The organism is Rahnella sp. BIGb0236 (genome assembly GCF_004364755.1).
In the GTDB taxonomy this organism is placed as follows: domain Bacteria; phylum Pseudomonadota; class Gammaproteobacteria; order Enterobacterales; family Enterobacteriaceae; genus Rahnella; species Rahnella victoriana.
Window position 1 is genome coordinate 109,703 of the sequence record NZ_SOAO01000012.1, and the last position, 25,843, is coordinate 135,545.

Annotated in this window: 22 protein-coding genes; 7 read left to right on the forward strand and 15 right to left on the reverse strand. The window is 54.6% G+C overall.

What is annotated here, in order from left to right:
• Positions 1-257: 257 nt before the first annotated feature.
• Entirely contained in the window at positions 258-2,201 is a 1,944-nt protein-coding gene (locus tag EDF78_RS20295; protein ID WP_133823791.1) for an exoribonuclease II, read from the reverse strand.
• A 149-nt stretch (positions 2,202-2,350) separates the two neighbouring features.
• Positions 2,351-4,657, reverse strand: a complete 2,307-nt coding sequence (locus EDF78_RS20300) for an FdhF/YdeP family oxidoreductase (protein WP_133823792.1) — start codon at positions 4,655-4,657, stop codon at positions 2,351-2,353.
• 459 nt (positions 4,658-5,116) lie between these two features.
• Between EDF78_RS20300 and EDF78_RS20305 the strand changes: the two genes are divergently transcribed.
• Both EDF78_RS20305 and oxlT read left to right on the forward strand, forming a co-directional pair.
• Complete coding sequence (locus EDF78_RS20305) at positions 5,117-6,286, forward strand: serine hydrolase (protein ID WP_095925138.1); 1,170 nt, start codon at positions 5,117-5,119, stop codon at positions 6,284-6,286.
• 252 nt (positions 6,287-6,538) lie between these two features.
• Positions 6,539-7,807: an oxalate/formate MFS antiporter gene (oxlT, locus tag EDF78_RS20310; protein WP_133823793.1), complete on the forward strand. Its 1,269-nt coding sequence runs from the start codon at positions 6,539-6,541 to the stop codon at positions 7,805-7,807.
• Between the two features lie 54 nt (positions 7,808-7,861).
• On the opposite strand, the gene EDF78_RS20315 is transcribed toward oxlT, so the two are convergent.
• The 6 genes from EDF78_RS20315 to EDF78_RS20345 all read right to left on the reverse strand — a co-directional run bounded on the left by EDF78_RS20315 (position 7,862) and on the right by EDF78_RS20345 (position 13,414).
• The gene (locus EDF78_RS20315; protein WP_133823794.1) at positions 7,862-8,716 is read right to left on the reverse strand and encodes a pirin family protein; all 855 of its coding nucleotides are present in this window, start codon (positions 8,714-8,716) and stop codon (positions 7,862-7,864) included.
• A 134-nt stretch (positions 8,717-8,850) separates the two neighbouring features.
• Positions 8,851-9,078: a hypothetical protein gene (locus EDF78_RS20320; protein ID WP_015697366.1), complete on the reverse strand. Its 228-nt coding sequence runs from the start codon at positions 9,076-9,078 to the stop codon at positions 8,851-8,853.
• A gap of 148 nt (positions 9,079-9,226) precedes the next feature.
• Complete coding sequence (locus EDF78_RS20325; RefSeq protein ID WP_095922027.1) at positions 9,227-10,165, reverse strand: ABC transporter substrate-binding protein; 939 nt, start codon at positions 10,163-10,165, stop codon at positions 9,227-9,229.
• Positions 10,166-10,174: 9 nt separating this feature from the next.
• On the reverse strand, positions 10,175-11,272 hold the full coding sequence (locus EDF78_RS20330; protein ID WP_131692788.1) for an LLM class flavin-dependent oxidoreductase: 1,098 nt from the start codon (positions 11,270-11,272) through the stop codon (positions 10,175-10,177).
• A 742-nt stretch (positions 11,273-12,014) separates the two neighbouring features.
• Positions 12,015-12,413: a NirD/YgiW/YdeI family stress tolerance protein gene (locus EDF78_RS20340; protein ID WP_095922029.1), complete on the reverse strand. Its 399-nt coding sequence runs from the start codon at positions 12,411-12,413 to the stop codon at positions 12,015-12,017.
• A gap of 83 nt (positions 12,414-12,496) precedes the next feature.
• Positions 12,497-13,414 carry a LysR family transcriptional regulator gene (locus tag EDF78_RS20345; RefSeq protein ID WP_119826043.1) on the reverse strand — a complete coding sequence of 306 codons (918 nt, stop codon included), beginning with the start codon at positions 13,412-13,414 and terminating at the stop codon, positions 12,497-12,499.
• Between the two features lie 183 nt (positions 13,415-13,597).
• Here EDF78_RS20345 and EDF78_RS20350 point away from each other — a divergent pair, with 183 nt between their 5' ends.
• Together EDF78_RS20350 and EDF78_RS20355 are read left to right on the forward strand one after the other, a co-directional pair.
• A complete protein-coding gene (locus EDF78_RS20350; protein WP_095922031.1) occupies positions 13,598-14,203 on the forward strand; it encodes a cysteine dioxygenase in 606 nt (201 codons plus the stop codon).
• Positions 14,196-15,815, forward strand: coding sequence for a rhodanese-like domain-containing protein (locus EDF78_RS20355; protein WP_131692792.1), 1,620 nt, complete (start codon positions 14,196-14,198; stop codon positions 15,813-15,815). Before EDF78_RS20350 ends, EDF78_RS20355 begins: the two co-directional genes overlap by 8 nt.
• Positions 15,816-15,866: 51 nt before the next feature.
• Here the strand turns inward: EDF78_RS20355 and EDF78_RS20360 are convergent, their stop codons facing one another.
• Positions 15,867-16,133, reverse strand: a complete 267-nt coding sequence (locus EDF78_RS20360; protein ID WP_095922033.1) for a DUF3811 domain-containing protein — start codon at positions 16,131-16,133, stop codon at positions 15,867-15,869.
• Positions 16,134-16,812: 679 nt separating this feature from the next.
• Positions 16,813-17,184, reverse strand: coding sequence for a protein YebF (locus EDF78_RS20365; RefSeq protein WP_131692793.1), 372 nt, complete (start codon positions 17,182-17,184; stop codon positions 16,813-16,815).
• Between the two features lie 219 nt (positions 17,185-17,403).
• On the opposite strand from EDF78_RS20365, the gene EDF78_RS20370 reads away from it, so the two are divergent.
• Entirely contained in the window at positions 17,404-18,282 is an 879-nt protein-coding gene (locus EDF78_RS20370) for an NAD(P)-dependent oxidoreductase (protein ID WP_095922035.1), read from the forward strand.
• A 143-nt stretch (positions 18,283-18,425) separates the two neighbouring features.
• The gene (locus tag EDF78_RS20375; RefSeq protein WP_133823796.1) at positions 18,426-19,454 is read left to right on the forward strand and encodes an isopenicillin N synthase family oxygenase; all 1,029 of its coding nucleotides are present in this window, start codon (positions 18,426-18,428) and stop codon (positions 19,452-19,454) included.
• Here the strand turns inward: EDF78_RS20375 and EDF78_RS20380 are convergent.
• The 3 genes from EDF78_RS20380 to EDF78_RS20390 all read right to left on the reverse strand — a co-directional run bounded on the left by EDF78_RS20380 (position 19,444) and on the right by EDF78_RS20390 (position 22,937).
• Positions 19,444-20,496, reverse strand: a complete 1,053-nt coding sequence (locus EDF78_RS20380; protein WP_133823797.1) for an HlyD family secretion protein — start codon at positions 20,494-20,496, stop codon at positions 19,444-19,446. The two genes, EDF78_RS20375 and EDF78_RS20380, sit on opposite strands and share 11 nt — an antisense overlap.
• A 48-nt stretch (positions 20,497-20,544) precedes the next feature.
• A complete protein-coding gene (locus EDF78_RS20385; RefSeq protein ID WP_095922038.1) occupies positions 20,545-22,290 on the reverse strand; it encodes an MFS transporter in 1,746 nt (581 codons plus the stop codon).
• Positions 22,291-22,478: 188 nt separating this feature from the next.
• Positions 22,479-22,937, reverse strand: a complete 459-nt coding sequence (locus EDF78_RS20390) for a MarR family transcriptional regulator (RefSeq protein ID WP_095922039.1) — start codon at positions 22,935-22,937, stop codon at positions 22,479-22,481.
• Between the two features lie 194 nt (positions 22,938-23,131).
• Here EDF78_RS20390 and EDF78_RS20395 point away from each other — a divergent pair, with 194 nt between their 5' ends.
• Positions 23,132-23,545: a VOC family protein gene (locus tag EDF78_RS20395; RefSeq protein ID WP_095922040.1), complete on the forward strand. Its 414-nt coding sequence runs from the start codon at positions 23,132-23,134 to the stop codon at positions 23,543-23,545.
• Between the two features lie 121 nt (positions 23,546-23,666).
• On the opposite strand, the gene gap is transcribed toward EDF78_RS20395, so the two are convergent.
• Positions 23,667-24,677, reverse strand: a complete 1,011-nt coding sequence (gene gap / locus EDF78_RS20400) for a type I glyceraldehyde-3-phosphate dehydrogenase (RefSeq protein ID WP_131692796.1) — start codon at positions 24,675-24,677, stop codon at positions 23,667-23,669.
• Between the two features lie 78 nt (positions 24,678-24,755).
• Entirely contained in the window at positions 24,756-25,733 is a 978-nt protein-coding gene (locus tag EDF78_RS20405) for a helix-turn-helix domain-containing protein (RefSeq protein ID WP_119827402.1), read from the reverse strand.
• Positions 25,734-25,843: the final 110 nt, after the last annotated feature.

Consider the following 25,843-nt stretch of genomic DNA (forward strand, 5'->3'; position numbering starts at 1 on the left):
GATAGCGCGCAGTGAAAAAGCGAAGGGAGATCCAAGAGGGAAAAAAGCATTTTTCCCTCTTGGTCGGTTTCGGCGCAGCGTGATAAGTGATCGCTGTAATTGAGAAACCGAAATTTTCCCGATCTAACGTTCAGATCTAACTGCAATTAAGAAACCGAAATTGGCTCTGGCAACACGTAACCCGCCTGGCAAGGCAAATTTCACATATAAAAAAACCGGTCAAATGACCGGTTTTTTACCTTCGCTAAACGCGAAATTCACACCGCCGGTTTGGCGATCACATTGCGATTTTCCATGCGAACTTCCGCAATATTCACGTCAATGATATCGCTCTGACGGTAGGCGACTTCGCCTTTGATCAGCACGGTGCCGGTATCGGCGCTGCACACCAGCTCGTCGCGCACGCTGTGCAGGAACGGCGCAGGGATGAACGCCACGGCACCGATGTCTTGCAGGCGCACACGCAGGCCGCCGCGGGTGACATCAATGATTTCCGCGCTGAACTTCACGTCAGTACCGACTTTGTCTTCCAGATAACGCGCATACAGCCAGTCACCGACATCGCGCTCGGCCATGCGGTTGGCACGGCGGCGTTCTGCCAGCTGGACGGTCATGTCGTCCTGAGGCTTACCGGCAGACTGTTGCAGGATCATCGCTTTCAGCAGACGGTGGTTCACCATGTCGCCGTATTTACGGATCGGGGATGTCCAGGTGGCGTAAGCTTCCAGACCCAGACCGAAGTGTGGCCCCGGCGTGGTGCTGATTTCTGCAAAGGTCTGGAAACGACGGATGCGGCTGTCGAGGAACTGTGTCGGCAATGCATCAAGTTTACGACGCAGGGCGCAGAAACCTGGCAAGGTCAGCAATTCCTCAGCGTTGGCTTCAACGTCATTGGCCTGCAACACGGTGACCGCGTTTTCTACCAGCAGCGGATCAAAACCGGTGTGCACGTTGTAAACGCCGAAACCAAGGCTGTCGCGCAGGGCGATAGCGGCGCAGACGTTGGCGGCAATCATCGATTCTTCAACGATACGGTTAGCGATACGGCGGTGCTCAGCGACGATTTCCAGCACGTTGCCTTTCTCACCCAGTACGAAGCGGTAATCCGGGCGATCTTTAAACACTAGTGCGTGCTCGGTACGCCATGCGCTGCGCACATCACAGACGCGTTTCAGCAGGCGGATCTGATCGGCGATCACATCACTTGCCGGTTGCCATTCGCTTTTCTCATCGGCTTCCAGCCAGTCAGACACATCGTCGTACGCCAGTTTGGCTTTCGATTCGATGGTTGCGGCGAAGAAACGAATGTCGCTGCCCAGCTTGCCATCCGTGCCCAGCGTGACAGAACACGCCAGCACAGGACGGCTGACGTCCGGCCACAGGGAACAGATATCATCGGACAGTTCACGCGGCAGCATCGGGATGTTGAAGCCCGGCAGATAGTTGGTGAACGCGCGTTTTTTCGCGATGTTGTCCAGCTCGCTGCCTTCGCTGACGTAAGCCGTCGGGTCAGCAATAGCGATGGTCATTTGCAGGGTGCCGTCGCCGTTGTCTTTGACATACAGCGCGTCATCCATGTCCTGCGTGCTGCCGCTGTCGATGGTGACAAATGGCAGGGCAGTCAGGTCTTCACGGGTCAGGCCTTCGTCGCGCAGTTCCGCGATATCGGATTTCGGCGCTTCACGTTCGAGATTATGACGTGCCAGCGTGACCCACCACGGCGCGAGATCGTCGGTGCCGGTGGTGATCCATTCGGTGATTTCAGCCTGGAAGCTGTGATCGCCTTCTTTCAATGGGTGGCGACGCATTTCAGCCACACACCAGTCGCCGTCGCTCACTTCATGATTGATATTGCGGGCAACGCGGCACTGAATGGCATCACGTAATAAAGGATGATCCGGGATGATGGAAAGACGGTCGTCTTTCTTCGTTACGCGGCCCACAAAGCGGCTGAGGAAAGGTTCAACCAGGGTTTCCGGCTGGACGACTTCACGCTCTTTTTCAGTTTGCAGCGAGGCAATAACGCGGTCCCCGTGCATGACTTTTTTCATGTACGGAGGCGGAATGAAATAGCTTTTTTGGCCGTCTACTTCAAGAAAGCCAAAGCCTTTCTCAGTGCCTTTTACGATGCCTTCGACACGTGGGGTCTGAGAGTGAAGTTGCTGTTTTAACTGCGCGAGCAGCGGGTTATCTTGAAACATATCGTCCAGAAAATTGGGGGTTAATGTGGCTCGATTAGCGGCAGACAGTTTTACGCGATCTGACCCCGTCGGGCAAGCGGCATCTGCCCCTTTCGCCTCATAACCCTGAAGCGAAAGGGGAGATTTGCGCGATGTCGCGCAGGGACAGCTTAGGCGATACGTTGCAGGTCGGCTTTTTGTTCGCAGCGACGGATGGTCACCGGAACGGCTTTGGAGGTTGGGGTATGGGTCTGATCACCAAAACTGGACATCGGGACCAGCGGATTGGTTTCCGGATAATAGGCTGCCAGATTACCGCGCGGGATATCGTAGCTGACCAGTTTGAAACCGGACACCTTACGCTCGATTCCGTCATTCCACAGCGTTTCGATTTCCACCAGTTCACCGTCTTTCAGGCCCAGATCGGCCAGATCCTGCGGGTGTATAAACAGCACTTCGCGCTGACCATACACGCCACGATAACGGTCATCGAGGCCGTAAATGGTGGTGTTGTACTGATCATGCGAACGCAGCGTTTGCAGGGTAAACGGTGCATTCTGATCGCCCATCGGGATCAGCACATCAGGTAGCGGGGCGGCGCTGAAATTGGCCTTGCCGCTCAGGGTATTGAACTTCAGTTCTGCCGCCGCATTGCCCAGATAGAAACCGCCTTTAATATCGCAGCGCGCATTGAAGTCTTTAAAGCCCGGGATCGTGGCTTCAATGTGATCGCGGATCAGATTGTAATCGTCAGCCAGCGCCATCCAGTCAAGGTATTGGTCACCCAGCACGGCATTGGCGATACCACAAACAATGGCGGTTTCAGAACGCTGTTCTTTGGATAACGGAATGCCGACGCCTTCGGACGCATGCACCATGCTGAAAGAGTCTTCCACGGTGATGAACTGTGAACCGGTCGCCTGCATATCCAGCTCGGTACGACCCAAAGTCGGCAGGATCAGCGCTTCTGCGCCCGGCGTCAGGTGCGTACGGTTCAGTTTGGTGCTGATTTGCACGGACAGATCCAGATTGCTCAGCGCCTGCTCGGTACGCGGGGTATCCGGTGCGGCGGCGGCCAGATTCCCGCCGAGGCAGATCAGCACTTTGGCTTCTTTGCGCAGCATGGCTTCCAGCGCTTCAACGGTGTTATGACCCGGCACGCGTGGCGGAGTGAATTTGAAGTGGCTTTCCATCGCATCCAGCAGGGCGGTCGGCGCTTTTTCGTCGATACCCATGGTGCGGTTGCCCTGCACATTACTGTGACCACGAACCGGACACAAACCCGCGCCCGGTTTACCCAGCTGACCAAACAACAGTTGCAGGTTGGTGATTTCACGCACCGTCGGCACAGAGTGTTTATGCTGCGTCACGCCCATTGCCCAGGTACAAATCACGCGTTCAGCATTCATATAAATAGACGCCGCTTCACGCAAATCCTGTTCGCTCAGACCGGACTGTTCAGTGATTTTTTCCCAGCTGGTGGCATCGACCACGGCCAGATACTCATCAACACCGGCACAGTTTGCCGCAATGAATTCGTCATCAAACAGGGAAGGCTGACCGGATGCGATACGTTCGCGGTGCGTCTGTAATAAGGCTTTCACGATACCGCGCACGGCCGCCATATCACCGCCAAGGTTTGGCTGGTAATAGGCGGCGCTGATGCGACCTGCTTTCGGTGTCACCACTTCCAGCGGTTTTTGCGGATCGGCAAAACGTTCCAGGCCACGTTCACGCAGGGTATTGAAGCTGACCACTTTTGCGCCACGGTCGGAGGCATGACGCAGGCTGTGCAGCATACGCGGATGGTTGGTGCCCGGATTCTGGCCGAAGACAAATATGGCATCGGCTTTCTCAAAGTCATCCAGACGGATGGTGCCTTTACCGACACCGATACTTTGCTTCAGGCCCACGCCGCTGGCTTCGTGACACATGTTAGAACAGTCAGGGAAGTTATTGGTCCCGAACATACGGCCAAATACCTGATACAGATAAGAGGCTTCGTTACTGGCGCGGCCGGAGGTGTAGAAATCCGCCTGATCCGGGCTTTCCAGTCCTTTCAGATGGCTGGCGATCAGCGAGAACGCCTCGTCCCAGCTGACAGGTTCGTAATGGTCGGTGGTGCGGTTGTATCGCATCGGGTGAGTCAGACGACCCTGATATTCCAGGAAGTAATCGCTCTGGGCGCGCAGTTTGCTGACGCTGTGCCGGGCGAAGAATTCCGGTTCGACAGCTTTGCGGGTGGCTTCCCAGCTGACGGCTTTGGCACCGTTTTCGCAGAAACTGAAGGTACTGTGATTGTCGTCACCCCAGGCACAGCCCGGGCAGTCGAAACCGCGACCTTTGTTAACACGCATCAGGTTACGTAAGTTTGAAAGGACTTTCTTACTGTCGAAGACGAAACGGGTGGTTGATTCCAATGCACCCCAGCCACCGGCCGCGCCGTGGTAGGGTTTGATCTCAGTTTTGAATTTCATAGTTATGCTTCGCAGGTGGTTTTTGTCTTGTCTGTAAACAACCGGTACGGTGAAATGTTAATCCGATTGTTAATTTTATGTCACAAGTTTAGGAGGGAGATACGCGAACGTCTAATCGAATGCCATGATGGTGCGATAAGTATTATCTATCGCAGAAAAATATCGGGGAATAACGCAAATTCCTTGTCCGCAAAGGGGTTGTTCAGGGATTTTCATCCGCTGGCAAAACAGCGGGTTGTGATAATAAAACCTGATGGCGGGCGTAAAGACGGTATCAGGCTGAATTTAACACAACTTGTAACAGAACCGTTTCATTATGAAATGGTTAGCAAAAGACTAAGGGTTTTTCTGCAAGGGGTTTTAGTGCACCCTATGCCGCAGATTTTTATCCCATAGTTTTTTTATATATGGCCGGAGCTATCAATGCGCCGTTCATATTGCGTGTTTAAGGAAGATTCAGTGAAACGTAGTGTAATGAGTGTCTTATCTTGTGTGTTGATGTTCTCCGCAGGCAGTGCGAAAGCTATCGCGCCACTGGATTTCCCTGTTGTGCCGCCGAGCATTGATGCCGCTTCTTTCGTGCTGATGGATTATGCCAGCGGAGATGTGCTGGCCGCAGGCAGCCCGGACGAACGCCGTAATCCCGCCAGCCTGACCAAACTGATGACAGGTTATGTCATTGACCGCGCATTGGATCACAAAAAAATCACCATGGATGACGTGGTGACAGTGCCGCAGGAAGCCTGGGTAGCAGGCAATAAAAGTCTGGCCGGTTCTTCCCTGATGTTCCTCAAACCGGGTGACCGTGTTTCGGTGCGTGACCTGATCCGCGGCATCATCATTACTTCCGGTAATGACGCCTGTGTGGCGATGGCCGATTACGTGGCGGGCAGCCAGGATTCATTCGTCGGAATGATGAATCAGTACGTAGTGAGCATGGGCCTGACCAATACCCATTTCGAAACCGTACACGGTCTGGATGCGCCGGGACAATACACTACCTCTTATGATCTGGCGAAGCTATCACGCGCCATTATCGGCGGTGAACCTGAGGAATATCATATGTATGCCGAGAAATCGCTGACCTATGACAACATCACTCAGCAAAACCGTAACGGCCTGCTGTGGGATAAAAACCTGCAGGTGGATGGCCTGAAAACCGGTCACACCGAAAGCGCCGGTTTCAACATCATTGCGTCGGCAACGCAGGGCGATCGTCGTCTGATTGCGGTGGTGATGGGCGGTAAAAGCTCAAAAGGCCGTGAAGAACAGGCGCGTAAACTGCTGACCTGGGGATTCCGCGAATATACCAGCAAACAGATTTTCAAAGCGGGTCAGACCGTTTCGGATGAGCACGTGTGGTTTGGTGCCGCTCCGCAGGTGAAAGTCGGTTCCATGAGCGATGTGTTCATCAGTGTCCCGCAAGCCGATGCCGATAAGCTGAAAGCCCAGTACGTGCTGACCAGTCCGCAAATCGATGCCCCGCTGAAGAAAGGTCAGGAGCTGGGTAATATCAACATCGTGGATAACGGCAAAGTGATCAAAACCGTGCCGCTGGTGGCGCTGGAAGATGTGGCGCAGGGCGGGATCATCAGCCGTGCCATTGATTATGTGAAACTGAAAATCTGATCCTGCGTCATTCTGCAAAAGATACCGAGCCTGCCCGCAAAGCAGGCTCTTTTTTTGTGCCTAATGCACCATCGCTGGACATTCTGCTCCCCGGAGGTGGCGGCGTTTTTTGTCACAGCCCGCCACAGACGCCGATTTCATTCATTGAAAACCGAGTTAAATCAATGTGGCACAGTTGTTGCTCAATCCTTATTTCTTGCTAGCAATCTGACCATTTTCGCTGGCTTCGACAGGAAATAAGGGAGATGACGAATGACGACATTACCTATGCCCATGACAGTGGCGGCCGGAACCCGGTGGCGGCAGTTAATTTTGGGGCTAATTTGCATGGCAGCCATTTCCAGTCCGCAATACGTCTGGACGCTGCTGACTAAGCCGCTGGCGCTTAAACTGGGTGTACCGCTGGCAGAATTACAGGTCACTTTTTCGTTACTGATTATCCTGCAAACTTTCTTTTCTCCTTTTCAGGGCAGCCTGATTGAACGTTTCGGTCCGCGTAAACTGATCTCCATCGGCACGTTGTTATCCGGCTTCAGCTGGGTGCTGGCGTCACAAGTTAGCAGCATTACCGGTCTGTATCTGGTGTATGGCTGCATCGGCGGTTTGGGTACCGGCATCGTCTATGTCGGTGTCGTCGGGCTGATGGTGCGCTGGTTCCCGCATAAACGAGGCTTCGCGGCAGGTATGGTCGCGGCAGGCTACGGAATGGGGGCGATACTGACCACTTTCCCCGTATCGGTCTCTCTGACCAGCCGGGGACTGGAAAGTACGCTGACCCTGTTTGGCATCATCTTCGCTTTGATTGGTTTTTTGGCAAGTCAGGGATTACGGATGCCACCGTCTGCCAGTGACCGGCAGGATGTGCCGGTTGTGGTCACGGAAGGCAAACAATACCGCCCCAAACAAATGCTCCGACAACCGCTTTTCTGGCTGATGTTTTTCATGATGGCAATGATGTCTACGTCGGGGCTGATGGTCACGTCGCAAATGGCGGTGTTTGCCCATGACTTTGGTATCACTGACGCCGTGGTGTTTGGTATGGCGGCCTTGCCGCTGGCGCTGACCATTGACCGTTTTACCAACGGGCTGACGCGTCCGCTGTTCGGTTTTATCTCAGATAAATTTGGTCGCGAGCAGACAATGTTTATCGCCTTTGCACTTGAAGGTTGCGCGATGATTTTGTGGCTGATGTGCCGCGATAATGCAGTGTTATTTGTGCTGCTCTCGGGCGTGGTGTTTTTTGGCTGGGGCGAAATTTTCTCGCTGTTTCCGTCAACGCTGACCGACACGTTTGGCAGCCAGAATGCCACGGCTAACTATGGCTGGTTGTATATGTCTCAGGGTATCGGATCTATTTTTGGCGGCCCGCTGGCGGCGTTGATTTACCAGCATACCGGCGGCTGGAACATCGTGTTTACCTGCGCCATTACCTTAGATTTTGTCACCGCTATTCTGGCGCTGTGGGTACTGAAACCCTGGCGTGCCCGATTTATGCAGGCTTCGGCAACTGAGCCACAGTAAAAACACAGAAGGCGCCCATTCGGCGCCTTTGTTATCCCATGCGTACTCTAACTATCACAACGTCACATCAAACTTCCCGGCCTGATAGTCGAGGATCGCCTGATTGATTTCCTGGGTGGTGTTCATCACAAACGGGCCGTGAGAGACCACCGGTTCATTGATTTTATCGCCGTGACCGAACAGGAACGTCGCGTCATCCTTTGCCGTGATGGTCACGCGATCTTCGCTGTTATCCAGTTCAATCAGATGCCAGGCCTGTGCCCCGGTGCCATCAATGATCAGACGTCCTTTCACGGTGTAGAGGAATACCTGTCGCGCAGCCGGTGCCGGTAAGGTGACTTCGCTGCCTGCGGACATCTGCACCGTCATCATGGTGACGCCGGTCAGTGATTCCACAGGCCCTGTGACGCCCGCCACGCTGCCTGAAATCAGGTGAATAACGCCATGACCTTTGCTGAGCGGGATCTGCGGAATGTCATGCTCCTGCAACCCGACATAACCCGGTGCCGTCATTTTCAGGCGGGAAGGCAGATTCACCCACAATTGCAGGATTTCCAGTTCTCCGCCGGACCGTTTGAACGATTCCGGCGACAGCTCAGAATGGATCAGACCGGAACCGGCAGTCATCCACTGTAAGCCGCCCGGCCCGATCACGCTCTCATGGCCGCCGGTATCGCTGTGCGCCAGTTCACCCCGCAGGATAAAGGTCACGGTTTCAAAACCGCGGTGCGGGTGCGGGCCAAAAGGCAGGCCGAGATTGTCCGGCGCGTAAACCTGCGGGCCGTGATGATTGAGAAACAGAAATGGATCCAGTTGTTCCAGCTGCGGTCCGGGCACCGGACGACGGGTTTGCAAATCACGAATATCATCGCGATAGGCTTTGTATTGCTGAACAATTTTACGGGTCATGGTGATGCTCCGGGAAAACATTGGGCTTTTTACGAAGACTAGCGGGGTTTGCAGAGGTTGTCACAGAGGAATGTTAACAAGCTGTAAGTCAGGCATAAGCAGCGGGGCGACCGGCTCACTGTCGCCCCGACCGGTCAGAACACTTTGGAAGAAAAATCCGTTTTCACTTCGCTTTCAATGTAGGTGTTTAACCCCCATCCGGCGCGGGCGAGTTCCTTCATTTTTTCGAGATGTTCCGGGCCAGGATGGCGGATGTCGTAGAGATAAACGTGATTGTTTTTGAAACGTACTTTGATCGAGTTGGCATCAATCTGGAAGCTGACAACCTGTGAATCACCGCTTTTATTGGCGTAATTTTCCATGCTGTATCCTGTTAGCTAAGCCTGATTTCGGGCGACGTCTTCTATTAACCACGTCTGGCATTTTCTAACAGGGTGGCAGTTCACAGTTTACGGAACGTGTTTTAAAACAAGAGCTCCGGCGATAAACCAGAGCTCCCGCATTCGCGGATTATTTCAACAGGAACGAATGGTCAAAGGTACCTTTGACATTCAGCGCGACGGGTAATAATCCCTGCGCATGATAGAAATCAGCCGTCTGTTGTTGCTGTGTTTCGGTCGCGGCATCGATCGCCTGCCAGTATGATTGACGACGTTCGAACCCCAGTTTCGCGGCATCCAGCGGGAAGCCGATAATTTTCGCCAGTTTCTCGCTGTAAGCATCCAGATTTTTATATGCCCAGATTTGTGAATCACTCAGGCGTTGCAGATAGTCCGCAATGGCCTGACGCTTTGCCGGATCTTTCAGCGCCGTATCTGTCGCGGCGAGGAAACTGTTACCCGACCACAATCCACGGCCATTCACCACAACCCGCAGATGATCCTGCGTTTCAGCAAACGCGGTATAAGGTTCCCAGGTTGCCCAGACATCCACGGAACCCTGCGTCAGCGCCAGTTTCGCATCGCTCGGCGGCAGGAAACGGAAGGTGACGTCTTTGGCGCTCAGTCCGGCGGAAGCCAGTGCTTTCAGGGCGACGAAATGTCCGATTGATCCCCGGTTGGTGGCGATACTTTTGCCTTTCAGATCCGCTGCGCTTTTTATCGGGCTGTCGGGTTTCACCAGCAGCGCCGTGCCGTAGGCATCTGACTTATCGACCGCGATGGCTTTTACCTGCGCACCGGCGGCTTCTGCAAATAACAAGGGCGCATCGCCAATAATACCGACATCCACGGCCTGCGCGTTCAGGGCTTCGGCTAAGGGTGCCGCCGCCGGAAATTCTGACCATTCAATTTTGTAGGGCAGGTTATCGAGTTTATTTGCCGCTTCCAGCTGTGCCCGCATGTTGCCTTTCTGATCGGCGACCCGCAGGGTAACTTGTTCCGCTTGCGTGGCGGACACCGCGCCGGTCAGTGTGACCAGCAGCAGAAGATTTCTCACATTCAGTCGCATCGGGTTTCCTTAACTCAGTGCCGTCGCAGCAGTGTCTTTTTGGGCTTCCCGCGCGGCGATTTTCTGCTTTGTCAGGGGGATCAGGCTTTTACCGTATTCCACGGCGTCATTGAGCGGGTCAAAGCCACGGATCAGGAAGGTGGTGATGCCAAGATCGTAATATTTCAGCAGCGCATCCGAGACCTGTTCCGGCGTGCCGACCAGCGCGGTGGAGTTGGAACCGCCCCCAATCAGTCCGGCAATCCCAGTCCACAGGCAATCGTCCAGACGATCACCCTGCGCGACGGCATTCAGCAACCGCTGCGCACCGACACTTTGCGGTTTCGGTGCCAGCGCCTGACCTTTTTCCGCCTGCTGCGCCCGGGCTTTCTCCAGGATCTGATCTGCTTTCGCCCAGGCTTCTTCTTCGGTTTTCCCCAGGATAGGGCGGAAGGAAATACTGAAGCTGATGTCACGCTGATGTTCTGCCGCAGAGGCTTTCACGGCTGCGACGGTTTCAGCCGCACTGGCCAGCGGTTCACCCCACAGCGCAAACACGTCGGCCTGTTTACCGGCTACGCGAATGGCATCCTCAGATGACCCGCCAAAAAACACCGGAAGTTTTTTCTGATAAGGCTTAATGGCGGAGAAGGCGTTTTCAGCCTGATAAAACTCGCCCTGATGATCAAAGCCGGTTTCTGAATACCAGCTCTGTTTCAGCACATCGATGTATTCATCGGTACGCTGATAACGGCCAGATTTCGCCACATAATCCCCGTCACGGCGCTGTTCCGCATCGCTGCCACCGCTGATGATATGTACCGCCACGCGGCCATCGAGCAGATGATCGAGCGTTGCCAGTTTACGGGCGGCCAGTGTCGGCGCGACAAACCCCGGACGGTGCGCGAGCAGGAAATGAATACGGGAAGTGCTGGCACCGGCATGGGCGGTCACCAGAAAGGCATCGGGCTGGTCGGAGGCATACGCCACCAGAATACGGTCAAAACCGGCATCTTCATGGGCTTTGGCAAAATCAGAGATGTATTTTTTATCGAAAATCGGGCCGGACGGCGGGATGATTTCAGATGCCAGACGGTGGCCGATCATACCAATAAATTGCACGCTCATAGGCTGTCACTCCTCGGGGTGAGGCCAGCGGATGAAAGTCTGCGCTGGCAGGAGTTATCACCATAAACGGCAAATTACTATGTGAGAAATTCATTATTCTCATAAGCTAATATAAAATATGTGCATGAAGGGGGCTGCCAGAAGTGGCGTTTTTTAAGGTCAAGGTCAACACCGTGGGCGTCGGCCCACACCGACTTGGGGGCGGCTTATCGCCGCCGCCCCCAAGACCCCCGGGCTCTTTCACTGCGCGCTACCGCTGGAGACTATGTTTCAGCGGGCGTGGTGATAGCCGCAAAATCCCGCCGCTGCGCGGTGCCCTCCGTTCGGGTTACAACCCGCGTAAAAAGACACGCGGTTTTCCACCTCTCCTCCGGCGTGATTTTGGAACCGGCCTCCGGCTTCTACTGCGCAACTTAACTGATTGTGGTTTTAAAAAAGCTGAAGGCGATTCAGAAAGCTTGCTGAACGGAGCGGCTTCGAGACCAGAGGCTCGAAGACCGAGAGAAGGCACCGCGTAGCGGCAAGCTTTCCAGCCTGTCGCCGTGGCACCTGAAACATAGCTGGCGAGCGGTAGCGTGCAGTGAAAAAAGCGCGGAGTCCAGAGGCCCGCGCGTTACCGGGTCTCTGGTCGGTGTGGGCCGACGCCCACGACCTTGACCTTAAAAAGGCCAGTGTGCGCACCAAGCCCACGACCTTGACCTTAAAAAGGCCCGTTTGGGTGGCAACCCAAAAAAAACAACATTTACTGTTTCCGTAACTGCTCTGCATTCAACACAATATCGTGCCCTTTTTTCTCGGTGCGACCACTCAGGCTGACGATATCGGCGGGGGTTATTTCCTGACCGTTCCAGGCGGATTGCTTAATATGCACATCCATCGTGCCGGTCTGGTCACGGAAAATATAAGAATTCTCGCCGGTTTTTTTAATTAAATACCCTTCAACCGTCACCCAGTTGAGTGACTGAGTTTTCTTGATCCTGGCAACATTATTGGTGTGGGCATCCTGCATACCACGCTGACCGCTGTCCTGTTCGTGCTGCGGCGGCGGTGTGTCGTCGTTTTTGAATCCGCCGCCAGTATCGGCCATGACCTGCGTGTTGATTGCACAGGCGGCCAGCAAAATAATAATCCATGATTTCATTTTCAGTATCCTCTGCCTTATTTCCGGTAATAAAAAGCATGGCAGAAAATAACTGTTTTACTAGCAAACGGAGCGGTTCCAGATTATTCCCGAAGACTGTTTGCGCTGTGTATCGGTAAATCCAGACCCTGCGCAATCGCCGCCGCAAAGGCATCAATGGCCGGTACCTGGCTTGCCGGAACATTCGGGTAGATCAGCCACAACTGGCTGCGTGGCGCAAAATCTTTCAGGGCATAAATCGCCAGATCCGGGCGCAGGGCGTGATGTTCCACCAGCGCGCGGGGCATCAGCCCGAGGCCACGGCCTTCGGCGATCAGCGAAAGTTGCAGCGTGGTGCCGAACGCTTCGAGATTAATCAGCAACGGCAAACCCTGCTCGGTCAGCGCCCGTTGCAGGGCAGCGCGAAAACCACACCCTTGCGGATTCAGGATCCAGCCGCGCTGATAACACTCCTCCAGTCTCTGCGGTAAAGCCTGTGCCTCTTTCGGGCCGACCACCACCAGATCCACCGCGCCGAGCGGCTGGTTTTCCACGCCTTCCGGAAATTGCTTGCTGACCGGGAATAACACCACCGCAGCCTCCAGTTCCTGTTGCTGTACGCGCAGCAACAACTCTTCTCCCCAGCCGCTGGAAAGACGGGGCTGGATATCAGGAAACTGGGCAGACAACGTTTTCAGCGCGGGCAGCAGACTGCTTTCACTCAGGCTTTGTGGCACGGCAAGACGCAACAGGCCGGAGGGCGGGCTGTCAGCGGCCACCAGATCGCTGAGCGCATCGACCTCGCGCAGGATATGACGACATTGCTGATACACACGGTTACCCATCAGTGTCGGTTTCAGCGGTTTGGTCTGGCGGTTCAGCAGGGGAATGCCCAGGGATTCCTCAAAGTTTTGCACCCGGCGGGTGATGGCGGGCTGTGTCAGCCCCAGTTCTTCAGCGGCAAGGCGGGTGGATTGCAGGCGGATCACCGCCACAAAGGCGGTCAGGTCTTCAATTTTCATGGGCACTCAGTATCAGTAACGAATCAGGGCAGGATAAATCAATTATGCGCATGACGCTGGATCCCAATGCACATTTTTATGTGTGATTTGCATATTAGCTTATCCATAAAATGAATTTTGCTTGAGTTTCGCCGGTGCTAGCCTGAAGGGAATACAGACGGCAGTTAAGAAAAGAGGTGAGTGATGAGCAGGTTACAGCTAGCGCCGCTGCGGCAATTTCTGGCAGATTTCACCCGGCTGGTGCAGGCACCGCACGGACAAACGGAAACCCTGAGGCAGGGCAGCGAACTTCTGGCGACCCTGATCGCAGGCGACAGCTGGCTGCCGGATGAATTCGCGCAGCCGCACCCCGAGCATTATCAGCAATACCTGCTGTATGCCGATCCGCTGTCCCGCTTTTCTGTGGTGAGTTTTGTCTGGGGACCGGGGCAAAAAACACCGATCCACGATCACCGCGTCTGGGGGCTGATCGGTATGCTGCGCGGCGCGGAAATCAGCCAGAACTACAGCCGCCATCCGGACGGCAATCTGCAACCCGAAGGAAAGGCCATCACCCTGCAACCGGGAGATGTCGAAAAAATTGCGCCCGACCAGCTGGATATTCATCAGGTCAGCAATGCGTATCCGGATCGGGTGTCGGTCAGTATTCATGTCTATGGCGACAATATCGGTGCGGTATCCCGTGCGGTGTATCAGCCAGACGGGAGCGAAAAAACGTTCATTTCCGGTTATTCCAGTGCTTATCTTCCCAACCTCTGGGACCTGTCAAAAGAGAAAAATCATGACTGATTCATCGGCATTACCTTTGCGTCATTTTGCCCAGCTGCGTGATGCCTTGCGTGAAGGGCGGGAAGTGGCACTGATCGACCTCCGTGAAGAAGCGGCGTTTGCCACCGGCCATCCGTTATTCGCGGCTAATCTGGCACTCTCAAAGCTGGAACTGGAAATACTCGATCGCGTACCGAATCGCCGGACAGCCATCACGCTGTATGACAACGGTGAATTTTACGACCAGCAACGTGGTCAGCGGAAAACCACACGCGCCGCCGCTTTGCTGACATCGCTGGGCTATCAGGATATTGCCTTACTGGCGGGCGATCTGGCGGGATGGAAAGAAGCTGGCGGTGAGATCTTTATTGATGTGAATGCGCCCAGCAAGGCATTCGGTGAATGGGTTGAGCATCATTATGACACGCCGTCACTGAGCGCGGAGCAGGTGCTGGCTTTGCAACAGCAGGGCGCTAACCTCGCGGTGCTGGATGTCCGTCGTTTTGATGAGTTTCAGGCGATGAGTATTCCCGGCGGTGTCAGTGTGCCGGGCGGCGAACTGGTACTGCGGCTGAAGGATGTGGTGCCAGACCCAAACGCCCAGATTATCGTCAATTGCGCCGGACGCACCCGCAGCATTATTGGCACTCAGTCGCTGATTAATGCCGGGGTAAAGCAGCCTGTCGCGGCCTTGCGTAATGGTACGATTGGCTGGACGCTGGCGGGACAAGCACTTTCGCATCTGCAACATAAACAGTTTCCTGCGCTGAGTGAGGATTCCCGCCGGATTGCCATGAAAGGTGCGCAGGCGCTGGGGATCCGCGCGGGTGTGCGCTCCGTGACGCTGTCACAAATCGCCGACTGGCAGCAGGATACGTCACGCACACTTTATCTTTTTGACGTGCGTACCGCGGAGGAATTTCGGGCAGGGCATTTATCCGGTGCGCGGCATGTTCCCGGTGGACAACTGGTTCAGGAAACCGATCACTACGCCACGGTTCGCGGTGCGCGGGTCGTACTGGCCGATAACGACGGGGTGCGCGCCCGTATGGCGGCATCCTGGCTGGCGCAAATGAACTGGGAAGTGTATATCGCAGAAACCGGCACGGAGGACTTTACACAAACCGGTGACTGGAAAGCGCAGGTTGCCCCTGCACCGGCGGTAGAATCCGTTAAACCTGAACAGTTACTCAGCTGGCTGAGCGACGGCAAAACCGGTGTTATTGATCTGACCACCAGCGCGAATTTCCGCAACCGTCGCATTCCGGGTGCTATCTGGACGACAAGAGGCAATATCCCGCAGGTGATTGCCTCACAGCCGGAAAAGGAAAGGTGGGTCGTCACCTGCACCAGCGGTTTACTGGCACGTTACGCTGTCACGGAAGTCGCTGCGCTGACCGGCAAAACGGTGTACCTGCTGGAGAAAGGCACGGTGGGCTGGATTGATAATGGTCTGCTGCTGGAACGCGGAGATTCGCCGTATCTGGATAATGCACAGGATCGCTATCGTCGCCCGTATGAAGGCACAGATGTCAGCCCGCAGGCGATGCAGGATTATCTGGACTGGGAATACGGACTGGTTGCACAACTGGAAAAAGACGGGACACACGGCTTCAGATTGCTGGAGGGATAATGTCTTAATACTGAGACCTCTGCGTAAGGCACGCAGAGGATCAGTTACTGCTTAACGGCGGCCACGCGGATGGGTACGTGCGGTCCAGTCGTACGTTGCCGACGTACTTGGAACGGCTTTATTACGGCGCTTTTCAGCACGCGCTCTGGCAGCGACTTTTTCTTTTTCTTCCATCAGTTTGTCGATGTAGTCATCTTTGATCCGGTTATTTTCCGAATTCGTCAGCTCACGGCCCTGCGCTTTGCGGGCTTTATCCAGCAGTGTTTTCAACTCACGCTGTTCGCTTTCCGTCATATCTTGTTGGGTCAGTCTTTTCATGGTTACTGCGTCCTGAGAGGAAAGTGGCTACCAGTGTAGTCGAAATGGTTGCAGGAGTCGCTGCAACGGGCGACTTTAAAATCAAAATCTTGGGTTTGGCAGCCAAACGGGCTTGCCTTTCAAGGTCAAATTCAAGACCGTGGGCGTCGGCCCACACCGACCAGAGACCCGGTAACGCGCGGGCCTCTGGACTCCGCGCTTTTTTCACTGCGCGCTGTCGCTGGACACTATGTTTCAGGTACCGCAGTGACAGGCTGGAAATCTTGCCGCTGCGCGGTGCCTTCTCTCGGTCTTCGAGCCACAGGTCTCGAAGCCGCTCCGTTCAGCAAGATTTCTGAATCGCCTCTGGCTTTTTTTAAAGACAAAATCAGTAAGGTTGCGCAGTAGAAGCCGCAGGCCGGTTCCAAAATCACGCCGGAGGAGAGGTGGAAAACCGCGTGTCTTTTTACGCGGGTTGTAACCCGAACGGAGGGCACCGCGCAGCGGCGGGATTTTGCGGCTATCACATGGCTTTCTGAAACATAGCCTTCAGCGGTAGCGCGCAGTGAAAGAGCCCGGGGGTCTTGGGGGCGGCGGCGATAAGCCGCCCCCAAGTCGGTGTGGGCCGACGCCCACGACCTTGACCTTGACCTTAAAAAAGGCCCGTCTGGGCGGCCACCCCCAAGATGCCCGTATGGATTTATTCTACCGTCGAATACTTCACGTAGTGATTCGAACAGTTAAAGTGCGCGACATAGCTCAGGGTGCCATCGGGACCTTTCGCACTGAACGGGATGTGATATGTCCCTTTGTCTTCTTTGGCGTCGTCGCTGATGAAATTCAGTACCGGCACGGAGGTGCCCATATTGTCTTTATCATTCCCCCAGTTCGGGATGCGGTTTTCCATGTAGTCACGGGTGACGGTATCAATGGCATTGTTTTTGCTGATTTCAGCACACGCGCCTTCTGTGGAACGCTGCATCCACCATGGATAGACATAGACCGATCCCAGCATCAGCACCATCAGCAGGAAAATGACCGAAACGATCCCGATTAAAACGACTTTACTCATAATGCTTGCTACTCCTGAAAATTATCAGTCAAATCATAATCTGCCTGAATAAATCAATATCCATCCCAGGCGCGAAAGCGCGTATGTTACGCCAGTTAGTCAGCAGAGGTTAAGTAATATCAGCCTTTCTGTTGCATTCGCTTACAGAAGCCAATACCGCCAGCAGAACGGCGGTGTTAGCCTTTTTGATACCGTTATTATTAACACAAGGAGTAAGGCATGAGTCAGCAACAACCGATCGTCGCGGTACTGGGTCTGGGCGCGATGGGGCATGCATTTGCCGCAAACCTGATTAAAAAGGGCTTCACCACCCGCGTATGGAACCGTACCGCCACGCGGGCAGATTCGCTGGTTGCCGCCGGGGCGACATTGGGGCAGACGCCGCGTGAAGCGGCTGAAGGCGCTGATGTGGTCATCACCATGTTAGCGGATGCCAAAACGTCTCTTGAGGTTTATCAGGGCGATAACGGTTTGCTCGCCGGTCTGAAACAGGGCGGCATTATTGCCCAGATGGGCACGCTGGGCGTGGAAGGGACGGGATCTCTGATTGCGCTGATCAAACAGCAACGTCCGGACGTGGTGTTCCTTGATGCGCCGGTTTCCGGTACCAAAGCACCGGCCGAACAGGCGCAGATTGTGGTACTGGCCAGCGGCGATCGCGACGCCGCACCGGTAATTGAGCCGGTGTTTGCGGCCATTTCCAAAGCTACCAAATGGCTGGGTGAGGCCGGGCGTGCATCGAAAATGAAGCTGGTGGTGAATGCCTGGCTGATCGCCATGATGGAAGGGATCGCGGAAAGCACGCAACTGGCTGAAGAACTGGGGTTCACGGCCGATGAACTGTGGAATGTGCTGGAAGGCGGTCCGCTGGCGGCCCCTTATATCAAAGGCAAAATGGAGATGTTCAAAAGCGGCGATTACACCCCGCAGATGCAGCTGACCTGGGCGCTGAAAGATATTAATCTCGCCCTCGATGCAGGCAAAAATCTTCAATTACCGGTGATGAAACGTATCAGTCAGACCTGGCAAAGCGCGGTCGACGGCGGGTATGGCGATCAGGATCTGGCGGTGGTTTATCGCTACCTTGGTAACAAATAGATCGTCCTGCCCACGGACGGGCAGTCTTTTAACAAAAATCATTCATAACCCCTGCGTATAAATCAGTCCATCTGGCTATTGGTTATCCGTTCCGCCGCTGTGTTAGCGTGGCGTAATGTAGATAACATCCCTGCGGAGCCTGTATGAGCCAGACATCAACCCCCATCCCGCTGATCGACTTCAGTCAGTTTTCCGCCTCGCCGGAACAGCGTGAAGAATTCCTTGAACAATTACGTTATGCCGCCCGTGAAATTGGTTTCTTCTATCTCAAAAATCATGGCGTTGACGCACAACTGCTGAAGGATGTTCAGCGGGTCGCGCGGGAATTTTTTGCCTTGCCGGAAGAGGATAAGTTGGCGGTGGCGATGATCAATTCCTCCCATTTTCGTGGCTATAACCGTGCCGCTTCCGAAATTACCCGGGGTCAGCCGGACTGGCGTGAACAGTTTGATCTCGGGGCTGAGCGTACGGCATTGCCGGTCACCGCGGACACACCAGCATGGGCGCGGTTGCAAGGCCCTAATCAGTGGCCGGAGGCGCTGCCGGAATTACGTCCGTTATTGCTGCACTGGCAACGGGAAATGACGGCGATGTCGCTGCGTCTTTTACGTGCCTTTGCGCTGGCGTTGAAATTACCCGAAGAGGCGTTTGATCCGCTGTATGGCGAAAAGCCCAACGAACACATCAAACTGATCCGCTATCCGGGACGCGCGCAAGGCAGTGGCAATCAGGGCGTCGGCGCGCATAAGGATTCCGGTTTCCTCAGTTTCTTGCTACAGGATGAACAGCGTGGCTTGCAGGTGGAAGTCGAGGAAGGTCAGTGGGTGGACGCGTTGCCGGTTCCCGGTACGCTGGTGGTGAATATCGGTGAGTTGCTCGAGCTGGCCACCAACGGTTATCTGCGGGCCACCGTGCACCGCGTGGTGTCGCCGCCAGAGGGCGGTGAACGCCTGTCGCTGGCCTTTTTCCTCGGGGCGCAATTGGATGCCGTGGTGCCGTTATTTCCGCTGCCCGACAGTCTGGCAAAAGAAGCGCGGGGCGAGGCCAGTGATCCGCTCAATCCGTTATTCCGCGACGTGGGTTTCAACTATCTGAAAGGGCGGCTGCGCTCACATCCTGATGTGGCGCAGCGTTATTACGCCGACATTGTCAGCGCTGAAATTACGGGCTGACCGGTGCCTGTGCGGTATCAACGCTGACCACCGTCGACATGCCCGGGCGCAGTTGCTCACTTTGCGATTGCCCCGGTTCCAGTTCAATCCTCACCGCGATACGCTGCGAAATCTTGGTAAAGTTACCGGTCGCGTTATCTGCTTTCAGTACGCTAAATTCCGAACCTGCCGCTGGCGAGATCCGCACCACGTGGCCTTTAAACGGATGATCGTTCAGCGCATCGACGGTGAAAGAGGCCGGTGTGCCAACCGCCATACCCGCCAGCTGACGCTCTTTAAAATTCGCCGTTACCCAGACCATTTTGGGGGTGATGGACGTCAGTTGTGTTCCGGCACTGACATATTGCCCGAGACGCGCGCTGACTTCCCCGAGCTGTCCGTCTGACGGCGCAATGATCTTGGTATGTTGCAGATTGATTTGCGCCACCTGAACTTTGGCTTCTGCGGCCTTTAACGCCGCCGCCAGCGAAGCCTTATTGGTATCGACTAACGCCAGATCCTGGCGGGCAATATTCACTGAGGCGCGGGCTTTGGCGACATTGGCCTGTGCGGTCAGCAACGCGGCGTGAAGTTCATCACCGGTGGTTTTGGAAACCAGTCCTTTTTCCAGCAGCGGCCCGTTACGTCCGGTATCCAGCGCGGCCTTGCTTTGCGTGGCCTGAGCACTTTGCATTTCGGCCTCGGCCAGTTGCAGGCTGGCAGCGCGCGATGCACGATTCTGCTCCACATTTTGCAGTGAAACCTTCGCCTGTGCGGCGGCCGCTTCGGCCTGTAACAGCTCCTGACGGTAGGTGCTGTCGTCGATCACAAACAGCACATCGCCTTTTTTAACCGCCATGAAATCCTGCACGCTGACGTCGGTGACATAGCCGGAAACCTGCGGGCTGAGCAGGGTGACATTACCGCGCACATAGGCGTTATCCGTCGTTTCAACCTGTGAGTTGAAGGGGAATAATTGCCAGCTGTATAACACAATCATGACCCCGATAATCCCGAGGCAAAGCACCACAATAATGGATGGATAACGAAAGATATTTTTCATCAGTTTTTCCGCGTGACTCTTTTTTGTTCATCTGTAAAAGCGAGTGATTCAGGCGACAGCCTCAGTGGCTTCGCGTCTTTTCGTCTGGATCCGTCCGACAATAATGTGCGCGCAAAGAACGGCAAAACAGCCCAGCGACATGTAAAACACCACCAAAAAAACATCGTTGTAGGCCAGCAATCCGGCCTGCTGTGTCACTTTCTGACTCAGTTGTGCCAGACCTTCGGCGCTCAGTTGCGTGCCGTCGTTTAACACCGGTTTCAGAAAATGGCTGTATTGAGAAACGCGCTCGACCACTAACGGATTTTGCAGGCTGATATTTTCTACCAGCGCGCTGGAATGAAATTTCTCCCGCAGGATCTGAACAGTCCCGAGGAATGCGCTGCCGACCTGTGCGCCGACGTTCTGGGTGGAGAGAAATACCAGAATAAAACTGATGATCTGACTCTGACCAAACTGCAATGCGCGGATAAACCCAAGCCACAGCGAGGTCGGCAGGAAAATCGCCCCGGCAAAGGCAATCATTCCCTGCGTCAGATAAAACTGTTCAGGGCGCGTATCCACAGTGGAATGGGCATCCATAAACGAGGCGACGGCGATCAGGGCTATGGAAAACAGATGGATATAAACAATCCGGTTGGCTTTGTGAATGATGCTGACCACCACCAGTCCGGCGAAAGTCGCGCCGAGGATCACACAAAACAACGTCACCAGTTGGTCATTGAGCAACCCGACCAGATTCAGAAAGCCGACCATGCCGGTGGTCTGTTCCGAAAGCAGCATGCGCACAAACAACATTGAGCCGGTGAACAGCAGCATTTCCGGCGTCATCAGCCAGCGCAAATCAATGATCGGATTTTTACGCTTCAGCTCGACCATAAAAGAGAGCGTCAGCGCGATGATTCCGACCACCAGCACTTCACCAATCCAGTCTTTTTCCTGCCACCAGTAATAGCGGCCCATGGTCAGCACCACCGACATACAGGCCACGGCCGTGGCGATCAGCGGATAACTGATCCAGTCCGTCCGCTCGAAAACTTTCACCCGGGGCGGATGCGTCAGCGGCAAAATCCAGATAATCGTCAGACAGATCAGCGACAGACCGGATTCCAGCGTCGTCAGCTGATGCCAGTGCCCGAGATCTAACAGATGCGGCGAGATAATGCGCGACACCGGCAGGGCAATCTGACTCCCCGCCAGCCCGAAACACAATCCTGCCGTCAGCTTTTTGGCGGGCGGGAAAATCTCAAACATATAAAACAACGCCAGCGGACCGAGCGACGCCATGGCAAAACCCATCACTGCCCGCACGGCCAGTGCAGTCTGGAAATCATGCGTGAAAGTTTGCGCCATCGAGGCGACGGCAAAAAACAACAGGCCATACTCGCCGAAACGACGGAAACCAAACTGGGTGCGGATTTTGTATAACAGGATCGTACCGGTGACGCTGGTGGCGGTATAGGCGGCGACCAGCCAGTAACTTTCCACATTGGAAATCCCCAGCGAACCCTGAATGCCCGGCAGATTTGAGCTGACCAGATTGATCCCCAGGCCCTGCGTCATGCCGATAATCAGCGACGCCAGCGCATAAACCCCAATCCTCAAACGCGGAAATTGCCAGAGCCAGGTGCTGACCTGAACAGCAAAAGGGTGATGCTGCGACGGCGGCACCGGGGGCGGCGTATCGGCTTTCGGTACTTCGGGCGGTGCAGGCTGGCTTTTTTGTGGTGATGCATCCCGTGTTGATAATTCACCGGCATCCTGCCGGACATCTGAATCAGAACCCGTCGTCATCGTTATGCCTTGTAAGTCATTACCCAACTAGTTTGTAGCTTGCTACATAATGTAATAAGGCGTTTCAACAGTGTCTAGCCAATTATTCATATCAGTGATATTTACAAACGAAAATAACGAATAACAAATCAGTAACGGAAGTGATTAGTGCAGGCGATGGCGGGGGGGAATTCGGGAGAAAAACGCCACTACAATGCGGCGATATTGGCAGTGATACTGGCGAGAACGCCACGGGCGATATCCACATCTTTTTGCGGAATGCCTTCCATAACGCGGATCAGAATATCATCCGTCATGCTGCGAACCTGATTGGCCAGTTCGGTACCGGCTTCGGTCAGCCTGATATCTTTGGAGCGGCGGTCAGTTTCACCAGGGCAACGTTCCAGCAGCCCCAGCTCAGCAAGGCTGTCGAACAGGCGGATAGCGGTGGGGTGTTCCACTTCCAGCAACGATGTCAGTTCGCCCTGAGGCAGGCGACCCCTGGCGGCTTCGAGGTGTAATAACACCTGACCCCGTGCCAGCGTCAGACCAATGGTTTTGAATCGGGCATCACAATAGGTTCGCAGCTGACGACCGATATGGATGGTTTCAGGCAGGAAACGGACGGCAGGCGAGGTGGCTTCCGGGCGGCGGTGTAATGTGGTCAAAGGCTATCCTCAGCGACGGGGCGTAAGCAGGTTTTTTATGGCGTCAGAGTAGCACGATATGCAACATTTACCAGAAAAGGCAGGCCGCTGTTAACATTTTGAGACAAGTGGAAGAGGCGTCGCAGCAGGGTTTTCAGAAACCCGTTAGGCTGTTTTTCTGACGTTTCCTTTATCCCTCTTATGGAGAAAATACGATGCAACCGGTCATCAACATGATTACGCTGGGCGTTAAAGACTTAGCGGTGGCGACTGAATTTTATCAGCACGGACTCGGCTTTCCCAAAGTCGTCATCGATTCCGACGGGGTCAGTTTCTTCGAACTGGCAGGGGCGTGGCTGTCTCTTTTTCCGTGGGAAGAACTGGCAAAAGACGCAGAAGTCAGCGCGGCAGGGCAAGGTTTTCGCGGTGTCGCACTGGCGCAGACGGTCGCCAGTGAAGCCAAAGTGGATGCGATCCTGGCTCAGGCCGTAAAAGCCGGAGGCAAACTCATCAAGCCGGGGCAGAAAGTGTTCTGGGGCGGATATTCGGGCTACTTCGCCGATCCGGACGGACATCTTTGGGAAATCGCCTACAACCCGTTTATGAAAATCGGCCCGCAGGAAGAGTGAAAGTCATTATATTAGTTACAACATACAGTGTATTTCTTTAAGCAAGGTGACAGTCTGCAAGCCATAAAAAAACACCGCCATACGGCGGTGTCTGTCATTATTCTGGCAGGAAAAGAGGATCTTATAAACCGCGTTTTTCCATTAACAGGGCAAGATCCACCAGACGGTTTGAGAAGCCCCATTCATTGTCATACCAGGCTAGAATCTTAACCAGTTTGCCGCCGATCACCAGCGTTGACAGCCCGTCGATGATAGAAGAGCGCGGGTCGCCACGGTAATCACTCGAGACCAGCGGCTCTTCGCTGTAGCCCAGAATGCCTTTAAGCGGACCGGATTCAGCAGCTTTACGGAACGCGGCATTGATTTCTTCCACCGTTGCTTCACGTTTCAGGTTCACGGTTAAATCGACGATGGATACGACAGGAACCGGCACACGCAGGGAATAACCGGTCATCCGTCCGTCAAGTTCGGGGATGACTTTCCCGATGGCTTTAGCGGCGCCGCTGGAATAAGGCACGATAGAAACAGCCGCCGCACGCGCACCGCGCAAATCTTTTTCAGGCTGATCGTGTAACGCCTGACTGTTGGTGTAAGCGTGTGTGGTGTTCATCAGACCGTGCTCGATGCCGAAGGTCTGATGCAGAACCTGCGCGGCAGGGGCAAGGCCATTGGTGGTACAACTGCCGTTGCTGACCACTTTGTGTTTTGCCGGGTCGTACTCGCCGTCATTAACGCCCATCACGATAGTGATGTCGTCATTTTTGGCCGGTGCGGAAATGATCACGCGTTTGGCTCCGCCTTTGGTGATATGCACTTCAGCTTTGGCTTTTTCAGTAAAGAAGCCGGTCGCTTCAATGACAATATCCACGCCGACACTGCTCCACGGAATAGCCGCCGGATCTCTTTCTGAAAAGACACGCACCGTTTTGCCATCGACCAGCAGCTGGCCTTCGCCCGCTTCAACATCTGCCTTTAAGGTGCCGGACAGGGAATCATATTTCAGAAGATGCGCGAGGGTCTTACTGTCGGTAAGATCGTTAATTGCCACCACCTGAAAGTCATCACGCCCCAGTGCCGCGCGCAACACATTCCGCCCAATCCTGCCGAAACCATTGATACCTACTTTGACCATGATGAACTCCTTAGTTATCTGACTTACGATTAATTTAGTCCGAAGGAGATATGGCGTAAATGACAATAAAAGATCAATTTACGCCAACATGCGTGAGCAAAAGCGTTCTCTGTATTCTTTGGGTGTCAGTTGTAGATTTCTTTCAAACACACGGCGCAGATTCAGACCGCCACCAAAGCCGGTGGAAAGGGCGATCCGCCCGATGCTTTGCGTCGTTTGTTCCAGAAGTTGTCTTGCGGCGCTCAGTCGCGCTTCTTCCACGTATTTGGCGGGAGTGATGCCGGTTTCACGGGTGAAAACCCGCGTGAAGTTTCGCGGACTCATCGCCACGCGTTCTGCAAGGCTTTCGACCGATAAGTCACCGGTCAGATTCTGCATGAGCCATGTCTGAAGTTCGCGGATAGGGCCGTCACTGGCCTGATTCAAAAGATAGCGGCTGAATTGCGACTGTCCACCCGGACGCCGCAGAAACATCACCAGATCCTGTGCGACATCTCTGGCCAGGCTGAAACCGTGGTCATCTTCAACCAGAGCCAGGGTGAGGTCGAACCCCGAACTGACGCCGCCGGATGTCCAGACCGGTCCGTCCTGAACATATAACGGCCCGCGTTCGACCACGATCTGCGGATATTCAGCCTGCAACGCGTCCAGCAATCGCCAGTGTGTGGTGGCATGGCGACCGTTCAGCAATCCCGTTTTCGCCAGCAATACGGCACCGCCACAAACAGACACCACGCGGCGGGCATAGGGTGCTGCCTGTTTCAGCCAGTCAACCACGCCGGAGCCTTCTTCATCCGTCAGGCCCTTGCCGGTGATCATAATGGTGTCACGGGGCAGCGTCGGGTCAAGGTCACAAAGCCGGTGGTCGGCCAGCAGATTCAGGCCGGAAACGCCGTGTACCACGCGGTGCGGTTGCGTCGTCGCCACCGTGACCTGATATGGCGAACCGGACGCATCGGGTGGCAACAGACGGTTGGCCTGCATGAGGATATCGGCAATGCCTGCCGCTTCGAATAACATGCCCCCGTCGGGGACGATAATCAGAAATGTGTTCATGGCATTAAAAATACATTCTGTATTAAATAAGTCAAACCGCTTGATGCTTTTATCCGCATCGTCAGCCAGCGGATGAACATAAAAGCAGGGCGCCCGGACAGGATTCCGCA